The sequence below is a fragment of the Campylobacter sp. LH-2024 genome (genome assembly GCF_048270605.1).
Classification (GTDB): Bacteria; Campylobacterota; Campylobacteria; order Campylobacterales; family Campylobacteraceae; genus Campylobacter_D; species Campylobacter_D molothri.
Map to the genome: position 1 here is coordinate 1,303,531 of NZ_CP168139.1, position 21,372 is coordinate 1,324,902.

Genomic DNA, 21,372 nt, shown 5'->3' on the forward strand with positions numbered 1-21,372 from the left:
AAAGAATGGATTTAAATGAATTAACAATAACTGCACTTTATATTATAGGAATTTCAGCAGAAGGAATGACAGGTGCTTTAGCGGCAGGAAGACATAAAATGGATCTTTTTGGGGTTATGTTTATAGCCTTAGTTACTGCTATAGGTGGTGGGAGTATACGCGATGTTCTTTTAGGACATTATCCGCTTACTTGGGTGAAACATCCAGAATATATACTTTTAGTTTGTTTTTTTGCTCTTGCAGCAACTAGAATTCCTAGTATAGTAACAAAATTAGAATCTTTATTTTTAACACTAGATGCTATAGGACTTGTTGTTTTTAGCATACTTGGTGCACAAATTGCTATGAAATTAAATTATGGTTTTATTATTGCTATTGTAGCAGCTGTGATTACAGGTGTCTTTGGTGGTATTTTAAGAGATATTTTTTGTATGAGAATTCCACTTGTATTTCAAAAAGAAATTTATGCAGGCATTGCTATCATAACAGGCGCACTTTATTATCTTTTAATAATGTGGTTACAAATTCATACCCTTCTTTGCACTTTAGTTACTTTATTTATAGGAGTTATCTTAAGACTTTTGGCTATTAAATATCAATGGGCTTTGCCTGTATTTTCTTACAATGAAAAAGAAATTAATCATTAAATATAATTAAAAAATTTTATTGCTATAATAACTAAAAAGGATAATATAATGATTTTTTTTATTCAAATGTTGTTTTTATTGACTACAAGTATTATGTTTAACGCTTGCGAGCAAACAAAAAGCGTAGAATACTATAAAACTCATCCACAAGAAGCCAAGAAAAAAAGCGACGAATGCAGACTTAAATCTATTATTAGTCAAGATTGTGTCAATGCTTTTAGCGTAGCTATACCTAAAGAAGATTGGGATGATAATGAAAGTTTAAGAAATTAATTCTATTTAAAAGCTATAAAACTTTCAAAATTTGCCCATTTAAAGATACTTTCTATTTTTTTAAATCCTGCGTTTTCAAGCATAGAAATATTTTCCTTCTCGCTATAAGGAATTAAAATATTTTCTAAAGCTTCCCTTTTTGCAGCAATCTCAAATTTGGAATATCCTTGACTCTGTTTATAATCAGCGTAAATTTCAATCATATTTTTAGATAAAAATGCATCTTCAAAAAGTATTTTTTCACTCATTAAAAAAATACCATTTTTATTTAAATTTTTATAAATTTGATTTACGAGCTCTTGTCTTTTTGGGGGCCTTATAAATTGTAAAGTATAATTTGAAATAAAAATATCACTATTAAAAAAGTTAAATTCGCACAAATTACCTTCAATAAATTCTATATTTAAGCCATATGCACTTGCTTTTGATTTTGCTATTTCAAGCATAGGTAGAGAATTATCTATTCCAAAAAAGCGAAAATCTTTCCTTAAACTAGCTAAAAAAATTAAAAAATTAGCACTAGAGCAACCTAGATCGCAAACTTTAACACCATAGTTTGCGATCTTTGCAATTAATTTGGCACAAAGTTCTAAATTTTCTTTATAAAATGGCACAGAACGACTAATCATATCATCAAAAACACTAGCCACATTTTTATCAAATTCAAACTGTTTTTTTTGATTTTTTTTAAAAATTTCATCTTTCATTTAGAATCCTTCAGATAGTTTTTAGCCATTTGTATATCTTTAGAAATTTGTTTTTTTAATTGTATTAAATCTTGAAATTTACAATTTTCCCTTAAAAAAAATATAAATTGAATTTCTATTATTTCCCCCAAAGCAACATTTTGATTAAATTCTTCTAAAATATGACTTTCTATAGCAAATTTTCCATCACTAGAGCGTAATCCTAAAAAACTCACACTTTTATAAATTTTATCTTTTATTTGAGTTAAGGTAGCATAAACACCCTCTTTAGGTAAAACATAATTATCACATTTTAAATTTAAGGTTGCATAAAGTTCTTTTGAACCAAGCCCCTGTCCTTTAACATGTTTGCCTTTTATAGAATAATTTCTTCCTAAAAGAAGATTTGCTTTTTCAATTTTACCTTTAGCTAGAAATTCTTTAATTAAACTTGTATGCACACTTAATCCATCAATACAAAATTCATCCACTATGATTGTTTTTATTCCGCTTAATTTTTCTATATCTTTAGCTTTATAAGCTTTATTTTTACCAAAACAAAAATCATAACCAACAATAATGCATTCTAAAGAAACAAATTCTTTTTTTAAAAAATCTAAAAACTCTTTACCATCTAAATTTTTAATACTTCCAAAGTCAAGATTTACAATTTGTTTTTTTGATAAAATTTGCTTTTCTTTATGGGTGCAAAGCTTTCTACCTCGAAATTTATCTATGATTAACATCGCACCAAATTCATCCAACAAATCTATAAGCTTTTGATGTCCTAAATGCAGACCATCAAAAGAACCAATAGCTAAAGATTTTATCTTATTTTTTGCTGTAGTGGTAAAAATATTCAATATTACCCTCCTTTCCTTTTATCTTAGACTCTTCGCAAGTTTTTAAAACCCATCCTAAACGGATACAGGCTTTTTCAAATTCTTTTTTTGCTTTTTGAATTTCTTTTTCATCTTTAACAACGCCTTTTTTACTTCTTTTTGCATTTTTTCCAACTTCAAATTGAGGCTTAAAAAGTAAAATTATGTCTTTTAAAGCTAACTCATCAATATAAAATATTAGATGATGCAAAGAAATAAAACTCACATCACAAGTAATAATTTCAAATTTTTCCTCACTTTTAAATACCCTTAAATCTGTATTTTCAACGATTTTAATTTTGGTATTATCTCGCAAACTAGGATGAAGTTGATTATCTCCTACATCCAAAGCAACAATTCTTAAAGCTTGTTTTTCAAGTAAAATTTGCACAAACCCACCTGTACTAGAACCCACATCTAAACAAATTTTATTTGATATATTTATATCTTTATCTTCTAAAAAACTTTTTAACTTAAAAGCAGCTCTTGAAACATAAGTTTTACTTAAAAGTTCTAAAACTAATTCTTTGGAAGATAAAATCTCTTCTTGAGATAATTCTTGATTAAGTAAATTTTTAATATCAAAAGAAGGTTTAAATCTTTTTAAATTGAGTAAAATTTCTTCATTTTCTATAAGCTCTAAAGCTTTATTTCTACTGATATTTAATCGCTTTGCTATAAAAATATCATATCTCATTTTAAACTCTCATTGAGAGATTTTTGCAAATCTTCTTTTTCTTTAGAAAACCACCATATACCAATTTCAAAAGTATTTTTATTTAAAATTTCTCTTATTTGTTTTAAATTATTATCCCATTTAATTTTATCTTCTTTTAAAGCACTTAGATTTTGCTCCTTTAATAAAGAAAAATTATCTATCATTGTTAAAATTTCTTTATGATAAGATTTTATGTTTTGATTTTTACTTTCTTTGGAAAAAAATAAGGCTATTAAAATTACAAAAGAACATATAAATATATAAATTTTATTTCTTTTAAAAGCAAAATTATAAAGATAGGAAATAAAAAAACAAAATATAAAAAAATTAAAAAAATCAAAAATAAAATTAAAAATTCTAAACCAAAAAATTCCAAAATAAGATAAAAAATATTCTTTTAAAACATTGACAATAGCTAAAAACTGAGAAATTAAATCAAAGATTAAAAAATTTGAATTTTTGTAATAAATTATATTTTGATAAAAATCATGTAAAGTAAATATTGCCTTAGTAGCAAAAAAAAGACCAAAAATACTATAAAAAAGCGCTGTAAAAAAACTTGATATCAGGATAATAATAAAATCAGTATAAGCATTATTGACGAGTTGAAAATAAAGTTTTTTTTTGAAAAAAACCAATAGTAAAGGTAAAATAATAAATAAAAAAATATAATCTTGTTTTTGAGATGTTAATAAAATTAAAGATAAAGAAAAAATAGCAAATAAAGCTACAAAAAAACTTGCAATATAAATATACAAATTCCCAGAAGTGATTTTATACGCTAAACTATTTTTAACTAACACTGCCTCTTTTATAATACTTTTTCTAAAATTCAAAAAACTAAAAAATTCCTTAAAAAAGGCATAAAAAATAAAAATTAAAAAAACAAAAGCATAATCAAAAAATTGCCATGTTAAAATAAAAGCAAATAAAGCTAATAAACTAATCATTTTATTAATTCTTGAAAATCACTTTCATTGATACACTTGATGCCAAGCTCTTTTGCTTTATGTAATTTAGAACCAGCCTCTTCTCCAAAAAGCACAAAATCTGTTTTTTTAGATACAGAGCTACTAACCTTTCCACCTAATTTTTCTATTAAATTTTTAAAATGATCTCTTGATTTAGAAAGCGTTCCAGTTATTACAAAAGTTTTTCCTAAAATAATACTGTCATCTTTAATCTCCAATTGCTCTACTTTTAATTTTAAAATGTGATAAAACTCGCAAATTCTAGTTTGATTAACACGAGTAAATTCACATAAACTAGTCGCCATTTGCTCTCCAAAACCCTCTAAATTTACATAAGATTCAAAATTTTGCTTATACCAATCTAAACCGAAATTCGAACTTAATTTTTTAGCTGCCACCTCTCCTATATGTTCAATTCCCAAAGCTGTGACGAAACGAAATAATTCACACTCTCTTGCATTGTCTATAGCATTTAAAATATTATTAATTTTTTTCTGTTTAAAACCTTCTAAATCTTCAAAATCTTTATATTTCAAAGAAAAAATACTCTCAATGGTTTTAATTTTTTTATTTTTATACAAAAGTTCGATTATATTTTCACCAAGCCCATCTATATTTAAGCACTTTTTAGAAACAAAATGTATGATTGAATTTAAAAGTCTATCGGTACAATCTATATTTTGACACTTTATAAGTGTTCCTTCATCCAAAAGCTCACTTTGGCAAGTAGGGCAAAACTTAGGACGTGAAACATTAAGCTCCAGACCATCTCGTCTTTCTTTAAAAACCTTAGTAATTTTAGGTATAACATCTCCACTTCTTATAACACTAACAAAATCATTGATTTTTACATCCAATCTTTCAATTTCATCAAAATTATGTAAAGTGGCAGATTTTACCACAACCCCATCTAAATTTACAGGCTCTAAAACAGCAACAGGAGTGATCACGCCGCTTCTTCCTACTTGTAAATTAATCCCGATTAAACGTGTCGTTTTTTCAAGAGCTGGAAATTTAAAAGCTGCCATAAATTTTGGAAATTTAACCGTATAACCAAGCTCTTTACAAAGTATCAAATCATCAACTCTAACTACCATACCATCCATCATCATAGGTTTTTGATCTCTTAAAGATAAAAGTTCTTTATAGGAAAACAAAACCTCATCCAAATCTTTACAAAGCCTAACAAAATCATCTTTTAAAAAACCGAGTTCTCTGATAAAATTCATAATTTCGCTATGTTTTTTAAAATTTAAAGAATTTTCACCAACTCCCCAAGGATAAAATTTTAAATTTCTTTCTTTAGTAATTCTCGTATCAAGTTGTCTTAAACTTCCACTTGCTGCATTTCTTGGATTTGCAAATAAACTTTGGTTTAATTGGGCTCTTTTTTCGTTGATTTTTTCAAAATCATCTTTTAAAATCACAACTTCACCGCGAATCTCGATTTTTTCTTTATAAGAAATTGTTTTAGGAATATTATCAATCTCAAAAACATTTAATGTAATATCTTCCCCTAGCTCTCCATCTCCTCTTGTAGCACCGCTAATTAATTTACCATTTTCATAAAGTAAATTTAAGCTCGCTCCATCAAATTTTGGCTCTATAAAAAAATTATTTTCACATTTTGCACGCTTTGCCCAAGCTCTTAATTCTTCTTCATTAAAAACATCTTCCATGGACCACATACGACTTAGATGAGTGATTTTTTTAAATTCACTCTGTATAGTAGGAGCTATTTTTTGTGTTGGTGAGTTAGGTGAAATATCATTTTCATTTTGACTTTCAAAAGTTTTTAATTCTCTAATTAAAGCATCATATTCCTCATCGCTTGCCAAAGGCTCATCTTTTTCATAATAAGCCTTCATCCATTCATTGGCTAAAGCTACTTTTCTTAAATAATCTTCTTTAGTCATCCTATACTCCTATATTTTTCATAGCACTTGCTAAAGCAAAAAGTTGTTGATGTTCATACAAATCATGTACTCTTATAATACTTGCCCCATTTTCAAAAGCTTTTAAATGCAAATACAAAGTTCCTGCTAAACGATCTTTAATTTCACTCGGAAAATAAGCATTTATTACGCTTTTCCGACTTGCGCCTATAAGTAAGGGCTTTTTAAATTGCAAAAAATGTTCTAAATGTTTAATTAAAATCATATTATGTTCTGCACTTTTTCCAAAACCAATTCCAACATCTAAAATACTTTCTTTTACTCCATATTTATCTAAAATTTCAAGTTTTTCTTTAAAAAATAAACTAATTTCATCAAGCACATCTTCATAATAAGGATTATTTTGCATAATACTTGGTTCCTTTTGTATATGCATTAAACAATACTTCGTTTTATATTCACTTGCAAGCCTAGCTAAATTTTCATTTTTTAAACCAGTAATATCATTAATCAGCTTAAAACCTCTATCTAAAGCATATTTCAAACAAAACTCATCAAAACTATCTAAGCTAAAAATACTTTTTTCATAATATTTTTTTGAATAAATTAAATCAAGGATGTTTTTAAGCCTTTTAAATTCTTCCTCTCTTCCACAATAATGACTCCCAGGTCTTGAGCTTACCGCACCAATGTCTATATAATCAGGATTTAAAGCTAAAATTTCATTTAATTTTTTTTCAAAATTATCTTTACTGGCACGACTATTAACATAAAAACTATCTTCATTAATATTCATAACTACCATAAGCTCAACTTTTTCAGGTTTAAAAAAGTCTTTTTCTAAAAAGAGAGCTAATTTTTTAAGCCCAAAATCTTGAAGTTTTTCCTTTGATATTAATTTTTGAATTTGTTCTTTTGTTGCCATTAAAAGAGCATTAGAATGAGTTATCTTGGCTGTAATAACTTCCTTGTGAGTTACTAATTCAGCTCCAACCCTCAAAGCATCTTGCTTTAAAATATTTGCAGCTGCTATACTTAAATTTTTAATCAAGACAAAATGAATTTGCGTCTTTTGACTCATAATTTTTCGCCCGAATTGATGAGGGTTTATAAAAGAACAAATTATATTAAAATCAGTATCAGGGTTGATTTTATAAAATTTCATTTTATTTCTTTGTATAAAAATTAAGCAAAAGCGTAGCCAAGATTAAAGAACTTTTAGAATTAAGCTTTGCCAACTCATAACTTTCATAAAAAAATTCAAGTTCTTTCTCATTAAAATCTTTTATTTTAACCATTTGCTCAGTTAAAAGAATAATTTTTTCCATGAGTTCATTTTTATCTAGATTTTCATTTTCTTGTAAAAATTCAAACAATATTTTCAAATCCATTTTATTCAAATCTAAATTTAAATGGTTTTTTGTTTTTTTTGTATTACGCTTTTCACATATAAGACGCGATTTAATCGTAGGTAAAAGTAAATTTTTAGAAGGTACAACTATAAGGAATTTAATATTTTTAGGAGGTTCCTCAAGAAGCTTTAATAAAAAATTTTGCGCTTCTATTCTAAAATTGTGTGCCATTAAAATAATAATTTTTTCATCAACTTCTGCTATATAACTTTCTTTTTCAACCAATCTTGCATCATCAAGCAAAAAATCGCTTGCTGGAATTTTGGGAATAAATCTTAAACGATTATATCCGTATTTTTCAATCATTTCCTCTTTAATACGCTCAAAATCTTCACTGATTAAAATCTTACTTATAAACACAAATTATCCCAAACTAACCTTAGAAAATAAAATTGCATCTAAACTTAAATCTAAAAGCTTATAAAGGCTAATAAGTTTAATATCAAGATCTTTGTCTTTAGAATTAAGAAAAAAGCTATTTTGCAATTGCTCATCAAAAAGCCATAGTAAACTATCATTTTTAGATTTAGCTATCAAGGATTTTTCATCCATAGTAGATCCTATATAAAAATATACATAACCATTAGGAAAAGTAATATCAAGTAAATCATTAAGTAAAGCAATTTCTTCAGCTTTTTGTATCTTTTTTTTGCATAAAGAATTTAAAGATACAAAAGGCAACATAGGACGATTTGTTTTTGTATTAATATTTTTTAAAAAATATTCTTCATACCAAGATCTTTGCTCATCACACATTAACACAAACGTACGTCCTTCAAGTAAATATTTAAGCTTGACCTGCATTAAAGGTGCCCACTCTAAACGACGAGATTCCATCCACGCCATAAAAGTTCCGCCATTGCGTATATTTTCAAGTGTAAAACTTAAAAAATCACTCATTTATCAAGCTCATAACATTCATGCAGCGCCCTTACAGCAAGTTCTCCATATTTTTCATGCACTATCATGGAAATTTTAATTTCACTAGTAGAAATCATACCTATATTGATATTTTCATCTGCTAAAGCCTTAAAAGCTTTACTTGCTACCCCAGAGTGAGATTTCATTCCAACACCAACTATAGATACTTTTACTACAGCACTATCGCTTTCTACTATAGTATCTGAGTGTAAAATTTTCTTTATAGCATTTTTAGCTAATTCTAATTCGTTTTGAGGTACAGTAAAACCTAAATTGGTTGCTCCATCCACTCCGACATTTTGAATAATCATATCTACATTAATATTTTCATCCGCTAAAATAGAAAAAATTTCAGCTGCAATTCCTGGTTTATCTTCTACATTTCTTAAAGTTACTCTTGCTTGATTTTTATCTAAAGCAATACCACTAACTAAAGCTTGTTCCATTCCATCCTCTTTTGTTATATTTGTTCCTTGATTATTATTAAAACTACTTCTAGTAACTAAATTTACATTTAACTTTTTAGCAAGCTCAACCGAACGATTTTGCAAAACTTTAGCACCTAAACTTGCAAGCTCGAGCATTTCTTCATAAGAAATTTTATCAAGCTTTTTAGCTTTAGGTTCTATACGCGGATCGGTTGTGTATACTCCATCAACATCAGTATAAATTTCACACAAATCAGCATTTAAAGCTCCAGCTATAGCAACAGCACTCAAATCACTCCCACCGCGCCCTAAAGTAGTTACATTACCCTCTTTATCAACACCTTGAAATCCAGCAATAACAACTATTTTTCCTTCATTTAAAGCTTTTTTTATAGCATCGGAATCAATATAAGAAATTCTAGCTTTAGTAAAAACACTATCTGTAATAATACCTGCTTTTCTTCCAGAAAATGAAATAGCATTAAATCCTTTTTCATTTAAGGCAATAGAAAGCAAAGCGCTTGTAACACGCTCTCCACTACTTAAGAGCATATCCATATCTTTGCCATTAGGATTTGAGCTAAAATATTGTGCTTGTTCTATGAGAGTATTAGTAACTCCGCTCATAGCAGAAACTACAACGACTAATTGATGTCCTTGTTTTACACTCTCTATAACACGATTTGCAACCGCATCAATGCGTTCTAAGCTACCAACACTCGTTCCACCATATTTTTGAACTATAAGCATCAGATATAACCTTTCTCTTCAAAATACTTCAACACCTTAATATAAATATTTTTTTTAAAATGATGGATCATTTCAAAAACTTGTTTCACCTCAACAAATTGATAAGCGCTAAATTCGGGATGTTTTGTTTGTATATTGATTTTAGAATTATCCTTTAGACGTACTAAAAAATATTTTTGAATTTGTCCATCATAAGGATACATTTTTTGAGCAACTCTTTCAGGAAAATCATAGCTTAACCATTCTGGATATTCAGCAATGATTTCAACCTCATCAGTGCCGATTTCCTCTTTAAGTTCTCTTAATAAAGCATTTTTAGTTTTTTCACCTTCATCAATACCACCCTGTGGAAATTGCCAAACATTATCCATATCGCTTCTTTTTGCTATAAAAATTTTACATTCCAAAGGATAGTGACTTGACAAAACAATAGCCGCAACATTTGGTCTATATTTTTTTTCTTTTTCCACTTTTTTCTTCCTTAACCATCTTAAGTAATTATTTTAACTTAAATCAAATCAAAATTTGATTAAAATTAGTAAAATTTAATTAAAATTATTGCTTGGATTATTTATGCATTTTTATATTCATATTCCTTTTTGCGAAAGCAAATGTCATTATTGTGCTTTTACAAGCTTAAAAAAAGAAAATTATGAAAAATCTTATTTTAAGGCCCTAGGTCATGACATAAATTTTCATCTTAAAAAATTTAAAATCCATTACAATCAAATAAAAACACTCTTTATAGGTGGTGGGACACCAAGTTGCATTCAGGCAAGTAGCTACGAACATATCTTTAAAATTTTATATCCTTATCTAGCCAAAAATGCTGAAATTTCATGTGAAGCTAATCCTAACTCAGCATCATTAAATTGGCTTAAAGCTATGAAAAACATAGGAGTTAATCGCATATCTTTTGGAGCACAAAGTTTTCACTCTGAAAAATTAAAATTTCTTGGAAGAATTCATAGTCAAGATATGATTTTTAAAGCTTTAGAAAACTCACATAAGGCAGGATTTTCTAATATTAATTTAGATCTAATCTATGACACTAAAATGGATAATAAAAAAATGCTCGAATTTGAACTTTCAAATTTAGAAAAAATCAAACCCCTAATTACTCATTTAAGTGCATATAATCTAACTATAGAGCCAAAAACTGCTTTTTCTAAAAAAGAAAATTTTAAAAAAAATGCTCCCAATCTAATGAAATTTTTTATTCAGGAGATAATAAAACTTGGCTTTTTTCAATATGAAATCAGCAATTTTTCTAAAAATAAAAATTCAATATGTAAACACAATTTGGGATATTGGAAAGGCAAAGATTATATAGGGTGTGGTTTAAGTGCAGTAGGATTTCATAAGAATCAACGTTTTTATACAGCTAAAAATTTAAAATCTTATATAGAAAATCCTACTTTTAGAAATATAGAAAAACTAAATCCGCAAGATTTAAATTTAGAGCATCTATTTTTAGGACTTAGAAGCATAATAGGCATCCAAGAAAAAAAATTAAATTTTAAACAAAGAGAAAAAGCTAATTTACTCGCAAAAGAAAAAAAATTAAATTTTAAACAAGGAATTTATTACAATCCTAATTTTTTAATTAGTGACGAACTTGCTTTATATTTTTAAATAATGTTTTTTGTAATTTTATCCTTCGCTTGTAAAAATTAAATTGATATATTCTAAAAAATTCTATTTAAATTTTAGAAATTTAAAAATAACCTACAATACTTAAGTCTTATTTTAATTTCTAAGCAATATTTCAATACAATTAATTTTAAAGTAATTAAAATTAATGTAAAATTATCCTTTATTCCTTAAAAAATTAAAGAAGTCATAGATGAGTTTTGGTGAAATTATAATTATTTTAGTGGTAGCAATTTTAGTTTTAGGGCCTGATAAGCTTCCAGAAGCTATTGTGCAAGTAGCTAAAATTTTAAAGGCTTTAAAGAAAAATATTGATGATGCAAAATCAAGCATAGAAAAAGAAATTCGCATTAATGAACTCAAAGAAGAAGCCAAAAAATATAAAGATGAATTTTCTTCAAGCAATCAAAACATAAGAAAAAAACTTAGCTTTGAAGAATTTGATGATCTTAAAAAAGACATTTTAGAAAAAACCAAAGTGGATTTAACTTTTGATAGTAGCAAAAATGATATATCACAAAATCTTAGTGGACAAAATTTAAACTCTGATGAAAAGCCCAAACTTACTTCACTAGAAGAAAAAATGGAAAAATAAGATGTTTGAAGAATTACGACCTCATTTAATTGAACTTAGAAAACGTCTTTTTATCAGTGTTGTTGCTATTATTGTATTGTTTTTAATATGCTTTAGCTTTCGTAATTATATTTTAGAAGTTTTAAAAGCTCCTCTTGTAGAAGTTTTACCTGAATTTTCAAAACACATTAATGTTATTGAAATGCAAGAGGGATTATTTACTACTATTAAAGTAAGTTTTTTTGCAGCTTTTGTTTTTGGCATCCCTATTATTTTTTGGCAGTTTTGGAAATTTGTTTCACCTGGACTTTATGATAATGAAAAGCGTCTTGTAATTCCTTTTGTAAGTTTTGCAAGCATTATGTTTGCTTTAGGAGCTTGTTTTTGTTATTTTGTTGTCGTACCCTTAGCCTTTAAATTTTTAATCAATTTTAGCGTTAATGAAGGTTTTAATCCTGTTATTACTTTAGGAACTTATGTTGATTTTTTTATTAAAGTTATTATAGCCTTTGGCTTAGCTTTTGAAATGCCTATTATTGCATTTTTCTTTGCAAAAATAGGTTTAATTGATGATTCTTTTTTAAAACGTCATTTTCGCATTGCTGTTTTAGTTATTTTTATTTTTTCTGCCTTTATGACACCACCTGATTTTTTATCTCAATTTTTAATGGCCGGACCTCTTTGCGGACTTTATGGACTCTCTATTTTAATTGTTCAAAAAATCAATCCAGCCTCTAAAGAAGAAACAGAGTGATCAAGCAAGATTTGATTCTCTCATCTTATGATTATCATTTACCTCAAGAGCTTATAGCAAATTATCCGATAATCCCTAAAGAAAATGCTAAACTTTTAGTTTACGAAAGAAAAAATCAAAAGATTTTTCATACCAACTTTGCTAATTTAAAAGAAATTTTACCAGATTGTGCTATTTTTTTTAACGACACAAAAGTTATTAAAGCAAGAATTTATGGAAAAAAATTAAGTGGAGGAAAAATAGAACTTTTTTTACACCAACCCTTGCTAAATTCAAAAAAACCAAGTTTTATAGTTCAAATTAAAGGGCGCGTAAAAATTAATGAAATTTTACATTTTGAAAAAAACTTAATAGCAGAAGTTATTCAAATTTTAGAAGATGGAATGCGTCAAGTTTGTTTTTATCAAAATGATAAAATATTAAACACAAATGAACTTTATGAACTTCTTGATAAAATAGGACATATTCCCTTACCTCCTTATATCAAAAGAGCAGATAACACTGATGATATTAAAGATTATCAAAGTATATTTGCTAAAAATTTAGGCGCAGTGGCTGCTCCTACAGCAAGTTTACATTTTAGCGAAGATATGATTTGCGATTTAAAGAAAAAACATGAAATTTATCATCTAACTTTACATGTAGGTGCAGGTACTTTTAAAAATGTGGAATGTGAAAATATACAAGAACATAAAATGCATAGTGAATTTTTCAATATCCCAAAAAAAGCTTGTGAGATTATTAATTCAAAAAAGCCTATTTTAGGTATTGGAACCACTGTAACAAGAAGTATAGAATATTATGCAAGAACACATAAAGAAAATGGATTTTGTGATCTATTTTTACATCCTAATAATCCACCTATAAGACAAAATTATCTTTTAACTAATTTTCATTTACCTAAATCGACTCTTATTATGTTAGTCTCATCTTTTATAGGTAGGGAGCAATGTTTAAAACTTTATGAGTTAGCCATAAAAGAAAAATATAGATTTTACTCTTATGGCGATGCTATGCTTATTTTATAATTATTCTTTAAATTTTATAGCTATCTTAGCTTGGAGCTTAAGCCAATCTTTTTGAAGCATAATAGGAAAACCTCCATAAACCCTACCCCCTTCAAGATTTTTGCTTACTCCACCTCGTGCTGCTATTGTGCTAAAATCTCCTATTTTTAAATGGCCACTTGTAGCACTTTGACCACCCATAACAACATTTCTTCCTAATTGGCTTGAACCCGAAATTCCAGTTTGGGCCACAATAATACAATTTTGTCCTATATCGCAATTATGTCCTATTTGAACAAGATTATCTACTTTAGTTCCTGCTTTAATAATCGTACTATCAAAAACAGCTCTATCAATTGTTGTGCAAGCTCCAATTTCTACAAAATCTTCCAAAATAACATTACCATTGTGATAAATTTTATAATGTTCTCCATTTTTATTATGTGCATAACCAAAACCATCACTTCCTATAACACAATTTGCTAAAAGATGGCATTTTTTTCCAATTTTAGTATCATTATAAATCACTACATTAGGATGAATTATACTTTCATCCCCTATACTGACATTATCGCCGATATAAGCACCAGCCATAATAACTACATTTTCCCCAATATTAACATTGTTGCCTATATAAACATTCGGCATAATTTTAACACTTTTGGCAATATTTTGTTTTTTTTCTTTAACTTGCTCAAACAAAGGTTTTGCAAAAAGTTTACTTAAAAAAGCAAAACTCAAATGTGGATTTTGAGTGATTAATACTTTTGTATCCTTAGGAACCAAATTTTCATGTTCTTTGCTTACTAATATTGCAGCAGCTCCGGTATTAGGAATATCTTTAGCATTTTTCTCCCCATCGCAATACGTTAGTTCTGTAAAATTTGCTCTTAATAAAGAATTTAAAGCAGTAATTTCAATATCTTCATCATAATATTCCAAGCTTAAAAATTCTGCTATTTCTTTTAATCTCATCTTTAACTCCATTAAAATAAATATTTCAATTTGTTTATCGATATATAATTTTAATTTACCCTAGTGCTTATTTTAACAAAATAATACCATTGTAAGCTTTATAAATAGCATCAAATTAAAGAAATAATTATCAACTTTAATTCTCTTAACTCTTTATAATACAAAATTATCTATATTAAAGTAAATTGTATTTTTAAAATTATTTAAAATATTTTAGCTTAAAATTGCCCTTAATGCTTCATTTAATCTTTTTCCATCAACCCTTGCTCCAAATTCCTCCTTGGCTTCTTTCATAACAAGTCCTTGTTCTTTCAAAGAATTTACCCCTAATTTTTCAATTATTTTTTTTAATGATGATTTTAATTCTTCATCGCTTAATTGCTTTGGTAAATAAATTTCAAGAATAGCAATTTCATCATTTTCTTTTTGAGCTAAATCCTCTCTTTTGCCTTTAATATAAATATCTGCTGCATCTTTTCTCTTTTTTATTTCACCAATAATAATCTTAAATATTTTTTCATCATCAAGAATTATTCTTTGATCAATTTCTACTTGTTTTAAAGCTGCATTTAAGGTTCTTAAAACATCTCGCTTAAAATCATTTTTTTGTTTCATTGCCTCTTTAATATCATTTAAAATTTGCTCTTTAAGTGTCATTTTGCCCTTTCTAATTAAAATTACAAACTTTAAGATTTAGTCCAAAACCTTCTAAACCTATATAATCTTTATCGCAACTTTGAGATAAAAGCTTAATCTCCTCTATTTTAAAATATCTTAAAATTTGAGCTCCTATACCATAATTTTTAAATTGAGTTACACTTGATTTTTCCCCTTGCATAAAAACAATCACACCACTGTTTTCATGTAAAAATTTAATTTGTTCTAAAAGTTTTGAAAATTTATCCGACGTTAAAAGCTCAAAATCACTTCCGCTAATATGAAATTTAACATTGGTACATTTTTGAATTTCTCCAAAAGAAAACACAATGTGTTGTATATGATTATGATCAGTAAAAACAAATTTTTTAGCTTTAAAACCTGCTAAAAAAGTATCACTTTGTTCTTTTAAGGTAATAAGGCTTTCATGTTTTAATCTATATTCTATGATATCAGAAACTGCAATCATATTAAGATTATGTTTCTCGCAAAATTTTTCCAAATCCTCTCTGCGTGCCATATCTCCATCATCTTTAACAATTTCACAAATCACACAAGCTTCTTTTAATCCCGCTAAACGACAAAGATCTACAGTCCCTTCTGTATGCCCTGTTCTTTCTAATACTCCTCCGCTTTTAGCAATTAAAGGATTAATATGACCAGGTCGAACAAAATCTTCTACTTTTGCTTCATCATCTGCAAAAATTTTTATAGTCATATCTCGCTCATAAGCACTTACACCAGTTTTAGCTTTTTTGGCATCTACTGTGATTGTAAAAGCGGTTTCATGATTGGAAGTATTTTGCGGCACCATCAAATCAAGATTAAATTTTTTAGCAATTTTATCCGCAAGTGCCACACAAACAACACCTCTGGCCTCTTTTATCATAAAATTAACTTTTTCTTTTGTGCTAAATTGAGCAGGAAAAATTAGATCTCCTTCATTTTCTCTATCTTCTGCATCAACCATTACAAGCATTTTGCCTTGTTTTAAATCTTCAATAGCTTGCTCAATGCTTACAAATTTCATTTGTTATTCCTCAATTTTTATTAATTTTAGTAAAAATTATAGCTTTATTTGCTTGACAAATAAATTAAATTTTAATATAATTTCCTCTCTTAAAAAATATAAAAAACAAACTTATTTAAATTGGGGTATCGCCAAGCGGTAAGGCAACAGGTTTTGGTCCTGTCATTCAGGGGTTCGAATCCCTTTACCCCATCCAAAAATAACTTATCGCGAAGTAGAGCAGTGGTTAGCTCGTCGGGCTCATAACCCGAAGGTCGGGAGTTCAAATCTCCCCTTCGCAACCAATTATATCTATCAGAATTTATACTAATACTTTGATTCAATTAAAGAAAGAAAAAAATATATTTATATAAATGGTGTCCACGGCGAGATTCGAACTCACGACCTCAAAATTAGGAATTTTGCGCTCTATCCAGCTGAGCTACGAGGACAAAAAGTGGAATAAAATTCCACTTTTAATTTTTAACCATTTCTCTTTTTAATAATTTCTTCAGAAACATTTTTTGGAACTTCATCGTAATGATCAAATTCCATAGAATAAGTTGCACGGCCTTGAGTTTGACTTCTAAGATCTGTTGAATAGCCAAACATTTCAGCTAAAGGACAAAATGCTGTAATAATTTTATTTCCGCCTCTTTCATCCATAGAATTCACTTGACCACGACGTTTATTTAAATCGCCTATTACATCTCCCATATATTCTTCTGGAGTTTCAACTTCAACCTTCATCATAGGTTCTAAAATTACAGCTCCTGCTTTTCTAGCTCCTTCTTTAAAACCCATAGAAGCAGCTAATTTAAATGCCATTTCAGATGAATCTACTTCGTGATAGCTTCCATCATAAACAGTTACTTTTACATCCTCTACAGGATATCCTGCTAAAACACCATTTTGCAAAGCTTCTTGGATACCCTTATCTACAGCTGGAATATATTCTTTAGGAATTACCCCACCTTTAATATCATTAACAAACTCATATCCACTTCCTGGCTCAAGTGGCTCAAGACGTAAAAACACGTGTCCATATTGACCGCGCCCACCTGATTGTTTAGCATATTTATATTCTTGTTCTACTGTTTTTCTAATTGTTTCTCGATAGGCAACTTGAGGTTGACCTACTTCAGCTTCAACCTTAAATTCGCGAAGCATACGATCAACAATAATTTCTAAGTGAAGTTCACCCATACCTGAAATAATAGTTTGACCACTTTCTTCATCGGTAGAAACTCTAAAACTTGGATCTTCTTGTGCAAGTTTATTTAAAGCTATAGACATTTTTTCTTGATCTGCTTTAGTTTTTGGTTCAACTGCAACAGAAATAACTGGATCTGGAAAATCCATTCTTTCTAAAATAACTTTATCTTTTTCACTAGCTAAAGTATCACCCGTTAAGGTATCTTTAAGCCCCACAACAGCACCAATTTCTCCTGCGTAAAGAACTTTAATTTCTTCTCTTTTATTTGAATGCATCTTTAATAAACGACCAATTCTTTCTTTCTTATCTTTTGTAGAGTTATAAGCATAAGAACCGCTTTCTAAGCTACCACGATAAACACGAACGAAAGTAAGTTGTCCAACAAATGGATCGGTCATAATTTTAAAGGCAAGTCCAGCAAATTCACCATCATCAGTTGATTTTACAGAAACTTCTGTACCATCTTCATATTCACCTCTAATATTTGCTACCTCATCAGGAGCTGGTAAATAAGCTACAACAGCATCCAATAAAGGTTGAACACCTTTATTTTTAAAAGCTGTTCCACAAAGCATAGGAACAATGGCAAGACTTAGGCATCCAGCTTTAATTCCTGTTTTGATTTCCTCAAGAGTTAATTCTTCTCCGCTAAGGTATTTTTCCATCAATTCATCAGAAGTTTCAGAAACTGCTTCTATCATTTTAGTGCGATATTCTTCAGCTTTTTCTTTTAATTCTGCTGGAATTTCTCTTTCAACATAATCTGTTGGCTTTGTATCATCTTCCCAAACCAAAGCTTTCATTGTTACAAGGTCTATAACACCTTTAAAATTATCTTCAGCACCAATTGGAATTTGAAGTGGCACTGGATTTGCTTTTAAACGATTGCGAATTTGATCTTCTACATTATAGAAATTAGCACCAATTCTATCCATTTTATTAACAAAAACTATTCTTGGAACTCCATACTTATTTGCTTGTCTCCAAACAGTTTCTGATTGAGGTTGAACCCCACCAACTGAACAAAAAACAGCTACAGCACCATCTAAAACACGCATTGATCTTTCAACTTCAATTGTAAAATCCACGTGGCCTGGAGTGTCGATAAGATTGATTTGATGATCTTTCCAAAAACAAGTTGTTGCAGCAGAAGTAATTGTAATACCTCTTTCTTTTTCTTGCTCCATCCAGTCCATAGTTGCAGCACCATCATGCACTTCGCCGATTTTATGACTCATTCCAGTGAAGAAAAGAATTCTTTCACTTGTTGTTGTTTTTCCAGCATCAATATGCGCTGCAATTCCTATATTTCTAACTTTTTTTAAAGGAGTAGTTCTTGACATCTTATCATCCCTCTCTTACCAACGATAATGAGCAAATGCTTTATTTGCTTCAGCCATTTTATAAGTATCTTCTTTTTTCTTAAAGGAGGCACCTTTGCTATTAGCAGCATCTAAAAGTTCTCCTGCAAGTTTTTCTATCATTGTTCTTTCACTTCTTTTTCTTGCAAAAGAAATAATCCAGCGAATAGCCAAAGCTTGTTGTCTGGCAGGTCTTACTTCAACTGGAACCTGATAAGTAGCACCACCTACACGACGAGATTTTACTTCTAAAAGAGGTTTAATATTTTCAATGGCTTCATTGAAAATATCGATCCCTTTCTTTTCACCACCTTTTTTATCAATAGCTTCTAAAGCACCATACATAATAGTTGTTGCAACACTTTTTTTTCCATCATACATTAAAGAATTAATAAATTTTGTGATTACTTTATTACCATAAATCGGATCAGGTAAAACTTCTCTTACCGGAGCTTTTCTTCTTCTCATTATTATTCCTTCAAATTTTTAATTTTACTCAAACAAAATCAAATCAAACGGATTTGTCTGTCTTTAATTTTACTTAGCAGCACCTGCTTTAGGACGCTTAGCACCATATTTAGAACGAGAAACTGTTCTTTTTGCAACACCTGCGGTATCAAGCGCACCACGTACAATATGATATTTCACACCTGGTAAGTCTTTAACTCTACCACCACGTACTAAAACAATGCTATGTTCTTGAAGGTTATGACCTTCACCACCGATATAGCTAATCACTTCAAAACCACTAGTAAGTCTTACTTTGGCAACTTTTCTTAACGCTGAGTTTGGCTTTTTAGGAGTTGTTGTATAAACTCTAGTGCAAACTCCCCTTCTTTGTGGACAATTTTTAAGAGCTGGAGATTTAGATTTTTCTAAAACTTTTTTACGCTCTTTTCTAACCAATTGATTTATGGTTGGCACAATTAATTCCTTTCTTTAAATAATGTAATAAAACCTTGAATGTTATCTAAAATTTGCTTAGTTTTTATTAAAATATTTTTTTTACTATTTTTATTTATTTTAAAAAATCCAAAATAAAAAATTTAAAATTACACTAAAATCAAAAATTTTTAAGTCTAAAAAAACCTTAATCTAAAAAATACATGAATTTTAGATTAAGGCAAATAAATTATTGTTTTTTTGAGTTATATTGTAAATAAACCACATGAGTAGCCAAATATTCTTCAAGCCCATGTTTCCCATCAGCTCCACCTATTCCACTTTTTCTAAATCCTGCATGAAAACCTTGCATTGCTTCAAAATTTTCACGATTAATATAAGTTTCTCCGAATTTAATTTCCCTGCTTGCTCTCATTGCTATATCCAAATTTTGAGTATAAATAGAACTTGTAAGTCCATATTCACAATCATTAGCCATATCAATAGCTTCATCTAGTGAATTAAATTTTGTAATAGGCAAAATAGGAGCAAAAATTTCTTTTTGCATAATCTCATCTTCATGTTTAACATTTGTAAGCACAGTAGCTGGAAAATAATATCCACTAGTATCAACTATTTCTCCTCCACATTCTACAGTAGCACCTTTGGCTTTTGCACGCTCAAGCATTCCTAATGCATGATCAACTCCAGCCTGATTAACAAGTGGCCCCATATCAAAATTCCCCTTTAATATATTTCCTACACTTACTTTACTCATAGCCTTTACAAATTTATCTACAAATTCATCATATATATCTTTATGAACATAAGCTCTTTCAGCACAATTGCAAACTTGACCATTGTTGCAAATTCTACTTGCTTTTATTGCTTCTACAGCTAAATCAATATCCGCATCTTTACAAACTATCGCAGGAGCTTTTCCTCCAAGCTCTAAAGAAACTTTTATAATATTTTTTGCCGCTGCTTCCATGACTTTAACTCCAGCTTCTACGCTTCCTGTTAAACTTACCATGCCAATATCTTTATTGCTTGATAACTCATGTCCTACTATACTACCTTTTCCAGCTACTAAATTAAATACTCCTTTAGGCAAAGAACTTTGTGAAACAAGTTTTGCAAATTCAAAAGCATTGTTTGGAGTTTCACTGCTTGGTTTTATAACAATAGTATTACCAGTTAGTAGAGCTGGAGCCATTTTTCTTGCTATTAGAAAAAATGGAAAATTCCAAGGTAGAATTCCGCCTATAACCCCAATGGCACTTTTATACAAATATATATGCTCATTGGCCCTATCGCTTTGTATAATTTCGCCTTCATATCTTCTAGCCCATTCAGCCGTATAATCAATATAATCTGCCGTAAAATGAATTTCTACACTAGCCAAATCTTTGGTTTTACCCTGTTCTTGCATCAAAACATGAGTTAAAAAATCAGCATTTTTTCGTATCAAATTTGCTATTTCTTTTAAATGATTTGCTCTTTGGATGGCTGGTTTTGCCTCCCAAGATTTTTGAGCTTTTTTAGCTACCTCAATAGCTCTTTGAACATCATCTAAACTTGCACTAGCAACTTTTGAAATTACTTCTTTGTTCGCTGGATTTAAAACTTCAAAAAAATCACCCTTATGAGGAACAAATTCCCCATTAATAAAATTATAATAAGTTGTCATTATTTCTCCTTT

Annotated in this window: 23 protein-coding genes and 3 tRNA genes; 8 read left to right on the forward strand and 18 right to left on the reverse strand. The window is 28.9% G+C overall.

Going from position 1 to position 21,372, the window contains the following annotated elements; genetic code table 11:
* Positions 1 to 5: 5 nt before the first annotated feature.
* Together ACD570_RS06610 and ACD570_RS06615 are read left to right on the forward strand one after the other, a co-directional pair.
* Positions 6 to 647 (forward strand): trimeric intracellular cation channel family protein, encoded by a 642-nt coding sequence (locus ACD570_RS06610; RefSeq protein WP_200280127.1) that lies wholly within the window; start codon positions 6 to 8, stop codon positions 645 to 647.
* A 66-nt stretch (positions 648 to 713) separates the two neighbouring features.
* Entirely contained in the window at positions 714 to 920 is a 207-nt protein-coding gene (locus ACD570_RS06615) for an EexN family lipoprotein (protein ID WP_337198564.1), read from the forward strand.
* Between the two features lie 2 nt (positions 921 to 922).
* Here ACD570_RS06615 and cmoA read toward each other — a convergent pair whose 3' ends face one another.
* Genes cmoA through ACD570_RS06665 form a run of 10 tightly spaced genes read right to left on the reverse strand, consistent with a single transcriptional unit; the run spans position 923 to position 10,052 of the window.
* Entirely contained in the window at positions 923 to 1,627 is a 705-nt protein-coding gene (gene cmoA, locus ACD570_RS06620; protein WP_200280124.1) for a carboxy-S-adenosyl-L-methionine synthase CmoA, read from the reverse strand.
* Entirely contained in the window at positions 1,624 to 2,469 is an 846-nt protein-coding gene (locus ACD570_RS06625) for a bifunctional riboflavin kinase/FAD synthetase (protein WP_337207418.1), read from the reverse strand. Before ACD570_RS06625 ends, cmoA begins: the two co-directional genes overlap by 4 nt.
* Complete coding sequence (locus ACD570_RS06630) at positions 2,438 to 3,184, reverse strand: TlyA family RNA methyltransferase (RefSeq protein ID WP_200280118.1); 747 nt, start codon at positions 3,182 to 3,184, stop codon at positions 2,438 to 2,440. The genes ACD570_RS06625 and ACD570_RS06630 overlap by 32 nt, the downstream gene beginning before the upstream one ends.
* Positions 3,181 to 4,155: a hypothetical protein gene (locus ACD570_RS06635; RefSeq protein ID WP_337207420.1), complete on the reverse strand. Its 975-nt coding sequence runs from the start codon at positions 4,153 to 4,155 to the stop codon at positions 3,181 to 3,183. Before ACD570_RS06635 ends, ACD570_RS06630 begins: the two co-directional genes overlap by 4 nt.
* A complete protein-coding gene (gene ligA, locus ACD570_RS06640) occupies positions 4,152 to 6,092 on the reverse strand; it encodes an NAD-dependent DNA ligase LigA (RefSeq protein ID WP_337207421.1) in 1,941 nt (646 codons plus the stop codon). Before ligA ends, ACD570_RS06635 begins: the two co-directional genes overlap by 4 nt.
* Position 6,093: 1 nt before the next feature.
* Positions 6,094 to 7,236, reverse strand: coding sequence for a dihydropteroate synthase (gene folP, locus ACD570_RS06645; RefSeq protein ID WP_337207423.1), 1,143 nt, complete (start codon positions 7,234 to 7,236; stop codon positions 6,094 to 6,096).
* A gap of 1 nt (position 7,237) precedes the next feature.
* Complete coding sequence (locus tag ACD570_RS06650) at positions 7,238 to 7,843, reverse strand: DNA polymerase III subunit delta' (protein ID WP_337198532.1); 606 nt, start codon at positions 7,841 to 7,843, stop codon at positions 7,238 to 7,240.
* Positions 7,844 to 7,846: 3 nt separating this feature from the next.
* Positions 7,847 to 8,383 carry a HobA family DNA replication regulator gene (locus tag ACD570_RS06655; protein ID WP_200280102.1) on the reverse strand — a complete coding sequence of 179 codons (537 nt, stop codon included), beginning with the start codon at positions 8,381 to 8,383 and terminating at the stop codon, positions 7,847 to 7,849.
* Positions 8,380 to 9,582 (reverse strand): aspartate kinase, encoded by a 1,203-nt coding sequence (locus tag ACD570_RS06660; RefSeq protein ID WP_200280099.1) that lies wholly within the window; start codon positions 9,580 to 9,582, stop codon positions 8,380 to 8,382. The genes ACD570_RS06655 and ACD570_RS06660 overlap by 4 nt, the downstream gene beginning before the upstream one ends.
* Positions 9,582 to 10,052, reverse strand: a complete 471-nt coding sequence (locus tag ACD570_RS06665) for an RNA pyrophosphohydrolase (protein WP_200280096.1) — start codon at positions 10,050 to 10,052, stop codon at positions 9,582 to 9,584. The genes ACD570_RS06660 and ACD570_RS06665 overlap by 1 nt, the downstream gene beginning before the upstream one ends.
* 103 nt (positions 10,053 to 10,155) lie before the next feature.
* On the opposite strand from ACD570_RS06665, the gene hemW reads away from it, so the two are divergent.
* The 4 genes from hemW (at position 10,156) to queA (ending at position 13,591) form a co-directional block, all read left to right on the forward strand.
* Positions 10,156 to 11,217: a radical SAM family heme chaperone HemW gene (hemW, locus tag ACD570_RS06670; RefSeq protein ID WP_337202747.1), complete on the forward strand. Its 1,062-nt coding sequence runs from the start codon at positions 10,156 to 10,158 to the stop codon at positions 11,215 to 11,217.
* A 211-nt stretch (positions 11,218 to 11,428) separates the two neighbouring features.
* The gene (tatB, locus tag ACD570_RS06675) at positions 11,429 to 11,830 is read left to right on the forward strand and encodes a Sec-independent protein translocase protein TatB (RefSeq protein ID WP_200280091.1); all 402 of its coding nucleotides are present in this window, start codon (positions 11,429 to 11,431) and stop codon (positions 11,828 to 11,830) included.
* Between the two features lies 1 nt (position 11,831).
* Positions 11,832 to 12,563, forward strand: coding sequence for a twin-arginine translocase subunit TatC (gene tatC, locus ACD570_RS06680; protein ID WP_417904254.1), 732 nt, complete (start codon positions 11,832 to 11,834; stop codon positions 12,561 to 12,563).
* On the forward strand, positions 12,563 to 13,591 hold the full coding sequence (gene queA / locus ACD570_RS06685) for a tRNA preQ1(34) S-adenosylmethionine ribosyltransferase-isomerase QueA (protein WP_200280295.1): 1,029 nt from the start codon (positions 12,563 to 12,565) through the stop codon (positions 13,589 to 13,591). Before tatC ends, queA begins: the two co-directional genes overlap by 1 nt.
* On the opposite strand, the gene lpxD is transcribed toward queA, so the two are convergent.
* The 3 genes from lpxD to ACD570_RS06700 form a co-directional block, all read right to left on the reverse strand.
* Positions 13,592 to 14,545, reverse strand: coding sequence for a UDP-3-O-(3-hydroxymyristoyl)glucosamine N-acyltransferase (lpxD, locus tag ACD570_RS06690; RefSeq protein ID WP_200280085.1), 954 nt, complete (start codon positions 14,543 to 14,545; stop codon positions 13,592 to 13,594).
* Positions 14,546 to 14,758: 213 nt separating this feature from the next.
* A complete protein-coding gene (locus ACD570_RS06695; protein ID WP_200280082.1) occupies positions 14,759 to 15,202 on the reverse strand; it encodes a GatB/YqeY domain-containing protein in 444 nt (147 codons plus the stop codon).
* A 10-nt stretch (positions 15,203 to 15,212) separates the two neighbouring features.
* On the reverse strand, positions 15,213 to 16,232 hold the full coding sequence (locus ACD570_RS06700; RefSeq protein ID WP_200280079.1) for a bifunctional 3,4-dihydroxy-2-butanone 4-phosphate synthase/GTP cyclohydrolase II: 1,020 nt from the start codon (positions 16,230 to 16,232) through the stop codon (positions 15,213 to 15,215).
* A gap of 121 nt (positions 16,233 to 16,353) precedes the next feature.
* On the opposite strand from ACD570_RS06700, the gene ACD570_RS06705 reads away from it, so the two are divergent.
* A tRNA-Gln gene (locus tag ACD570_RS06705) sits at positions 16,354 to 16,428 on the forward strand.
* 12 nt (positions 16,429 to 16,440) lie between these two features.
* Positions 16,441 to 16,516, forward strand: a tRNA-Met gene (locus ACD570_RS06710).
* Between the two features lie 70 nt (positions 16,517 to 16,586).
* Here the strand turns inward: ACD570_RS06710 and ACD570_RS06715 are convergent.
* The 5 genes from ACD570_RS06715 to aldA all read right to left on the reverse strand — a co-directional run bounded on the left by ACD570_RS06715 (position 16,587) and on the right by aldA (position 21,360).
* Positions 16,587 to 16,663 (reverse strand) — tRNA-Arg (locus ACD570_RS06715).
* Positions 16,664 to 16,694: 31 nt separating this feature from the next.
* Positions 16,695 to 18,770, reverse strand: coding sequence for an elongation factor G (fusA, locus tag ACD570_RS06720; protein WP_417904255.1), 2,076 nt, complete (start codon positions 18,768 to 18,770; stop codon positions 16,695 to 16,697).
* A 15-nt stretch (positions 18,771 to 18,785) separates the two neighbouring features.
* Complete coding sequence (gene rpsG, locus ACD570_RS06725) at positions 18,786 to 19,256, reverse strand: 30S ribosomal protein S7 (protein ID WP_137623925.1); 471 nt, start codon at positions 19,254 to 19,256, stop codon at positions 18,786 to 18,788.
* 69 nt (positions 19,257 to 19,325) lie between these two features.
* Positions 19,326 to 19,712, reverse strand: a complete 387-nt coding sequence (gene rpsL, locus ACD570_RS06730; protein WP_002782934.1) for a 30S ribosomal protein S12 — start codon at positions 19,710 to 19,712, stop codon at positions 19,326 to 19,328.
* Between the two features lie 208 nt (positions 19,713 to 19,920).
* A complete protein-coding gene (gene aldA, locus ACD570_RS06735) occupies positions 19,921 to 21,360 on the reverse strand; it encodes an aldehyde dehydrogenase (protein ID WP_337207428.1) in 1,440 nt (479 codons plus the stop codon).
* Positions 21,361 to 21,372: the final 12 nt, after the last annotated feature.

Bases quoted from the DNA above. Each gene is read 5' to 3' on its own strand.
- fusA (WP_417904255.1), bottom strand. From the start codon at position 18,770: ATGTCAAGAACTACTCCTTTAAAAAAAGTTAGAAATATAGGAATTGCA.
- ACD570_RS06610 (WP_200280127.1), top strand. From the start codon at position 6: ATGGATTTAAATGAATTAACAATAACTGCACTTTATATTATAGGAATT.
- folP (WP_337207423.1), bottom strand. From the start codon at position 7,236: ATGAAATTTTATAAAATCAACCCTGATACTGATTTTAATATAATTTGT.
- cmoA (WP_200280124.1), bottom strand. From the start codon at position 1,627: ATGAAAGATGAAATTTTTAAAAAAAATCAAAAAAAACAGTTTGAATTT.
- ACD570_RS06615 (WP_337198564.1), top strand. From the start codon at position 714: ATGTTGTTTTTATTGACTACAAGTATTATGTTTAACGCTTGCGAGCAA.
- rpsG (WP_137623925.1), bottom strand. From the start codon at position 19,256: ATGAGAAGAAGAAAAGCTCCGGTAAGAGAAGTTTTACCTGATCCGATT.
- ACD570_RS06695 (WP_200280082.1), bottom strand. From the start codon at position 15,202: ATGACACTTAAAGAGCAAATTTTAAATGATATTAAAGAGGCAATGAAA.
- lpxD (WP_200280085.1), bottom strand. From the start codon at position 14,545: ATGAGATTAAAAGAAATAGCAGAATTTTTAAGCTTGGAATATTATGAT.
- tatB (WP_200280091.1), top strand. From the start codon at position 11,429: ATGAGTTTTGGTGAAATTATAATTATTTTAGTGGTAGCAATTTTAGTT.
- tatC (WP_417904254.1), top strand. From the start codon at position 11,832: ATGTTTGAAGAATTACGACCTCATTTAATTGAACTTAGAAAACGTCTT.
- ACD570_RS06655 (WP_200280102.1), bottom strand. From the start codon at position 8,383: ATGAGTGATTTTTTAAGTTTTACACTTGAAAATATACGCAATGGCGGA.
- ACD570_RS06630 (WP_200280118.1), bottom strand. From the start codon at position 3,184: ATGAGATATGATATTTTTATAGCAAAGCGATTAAATATCAGTAGAAAT.
- ACD570_RS06700 (WP_200280079.1), bottom strand. From the start codon at position 16,232: ATGAAATTTGTAAGCATTGAGCAAGCTATTGAAGATTTAAAACAAGGC.
- ligA (WP_337207421.1), bottom strand. From the start codon at position 6,092: ATGACTAAAGAAGATTATTTAAGAAAAGTAGCTTTAGCCAATGAATGG.
- aldA (WP_337207428.1), bottom strand. From the start codon at position 21,360: ATGACAACTTATTATAATTTTATTAATGGGGAATTTGTTCCTCATAAG.
- ACD570_RS06635 (WP_337207420.1), bottom strand. From the start codon at position 4,155: ATGATTAGTTTATTAGCTTTATTTGCTTTTATTTTAACATGGCAATTT.
- hemW (WP_337202747.1), top strand. From the start codon at position 10,156: ATGCATTTTTATATTCATATTCCTTTTTGCGAAAGCAAATGTCATTAT.
- ACD570_RS06660 (WP_200280099.1), bottom strand. From the start codon at position 9,582: ATGCTTATAGTTCAAAAATATGGTGGAACGAGTGTTGGTAGCTTAGAA.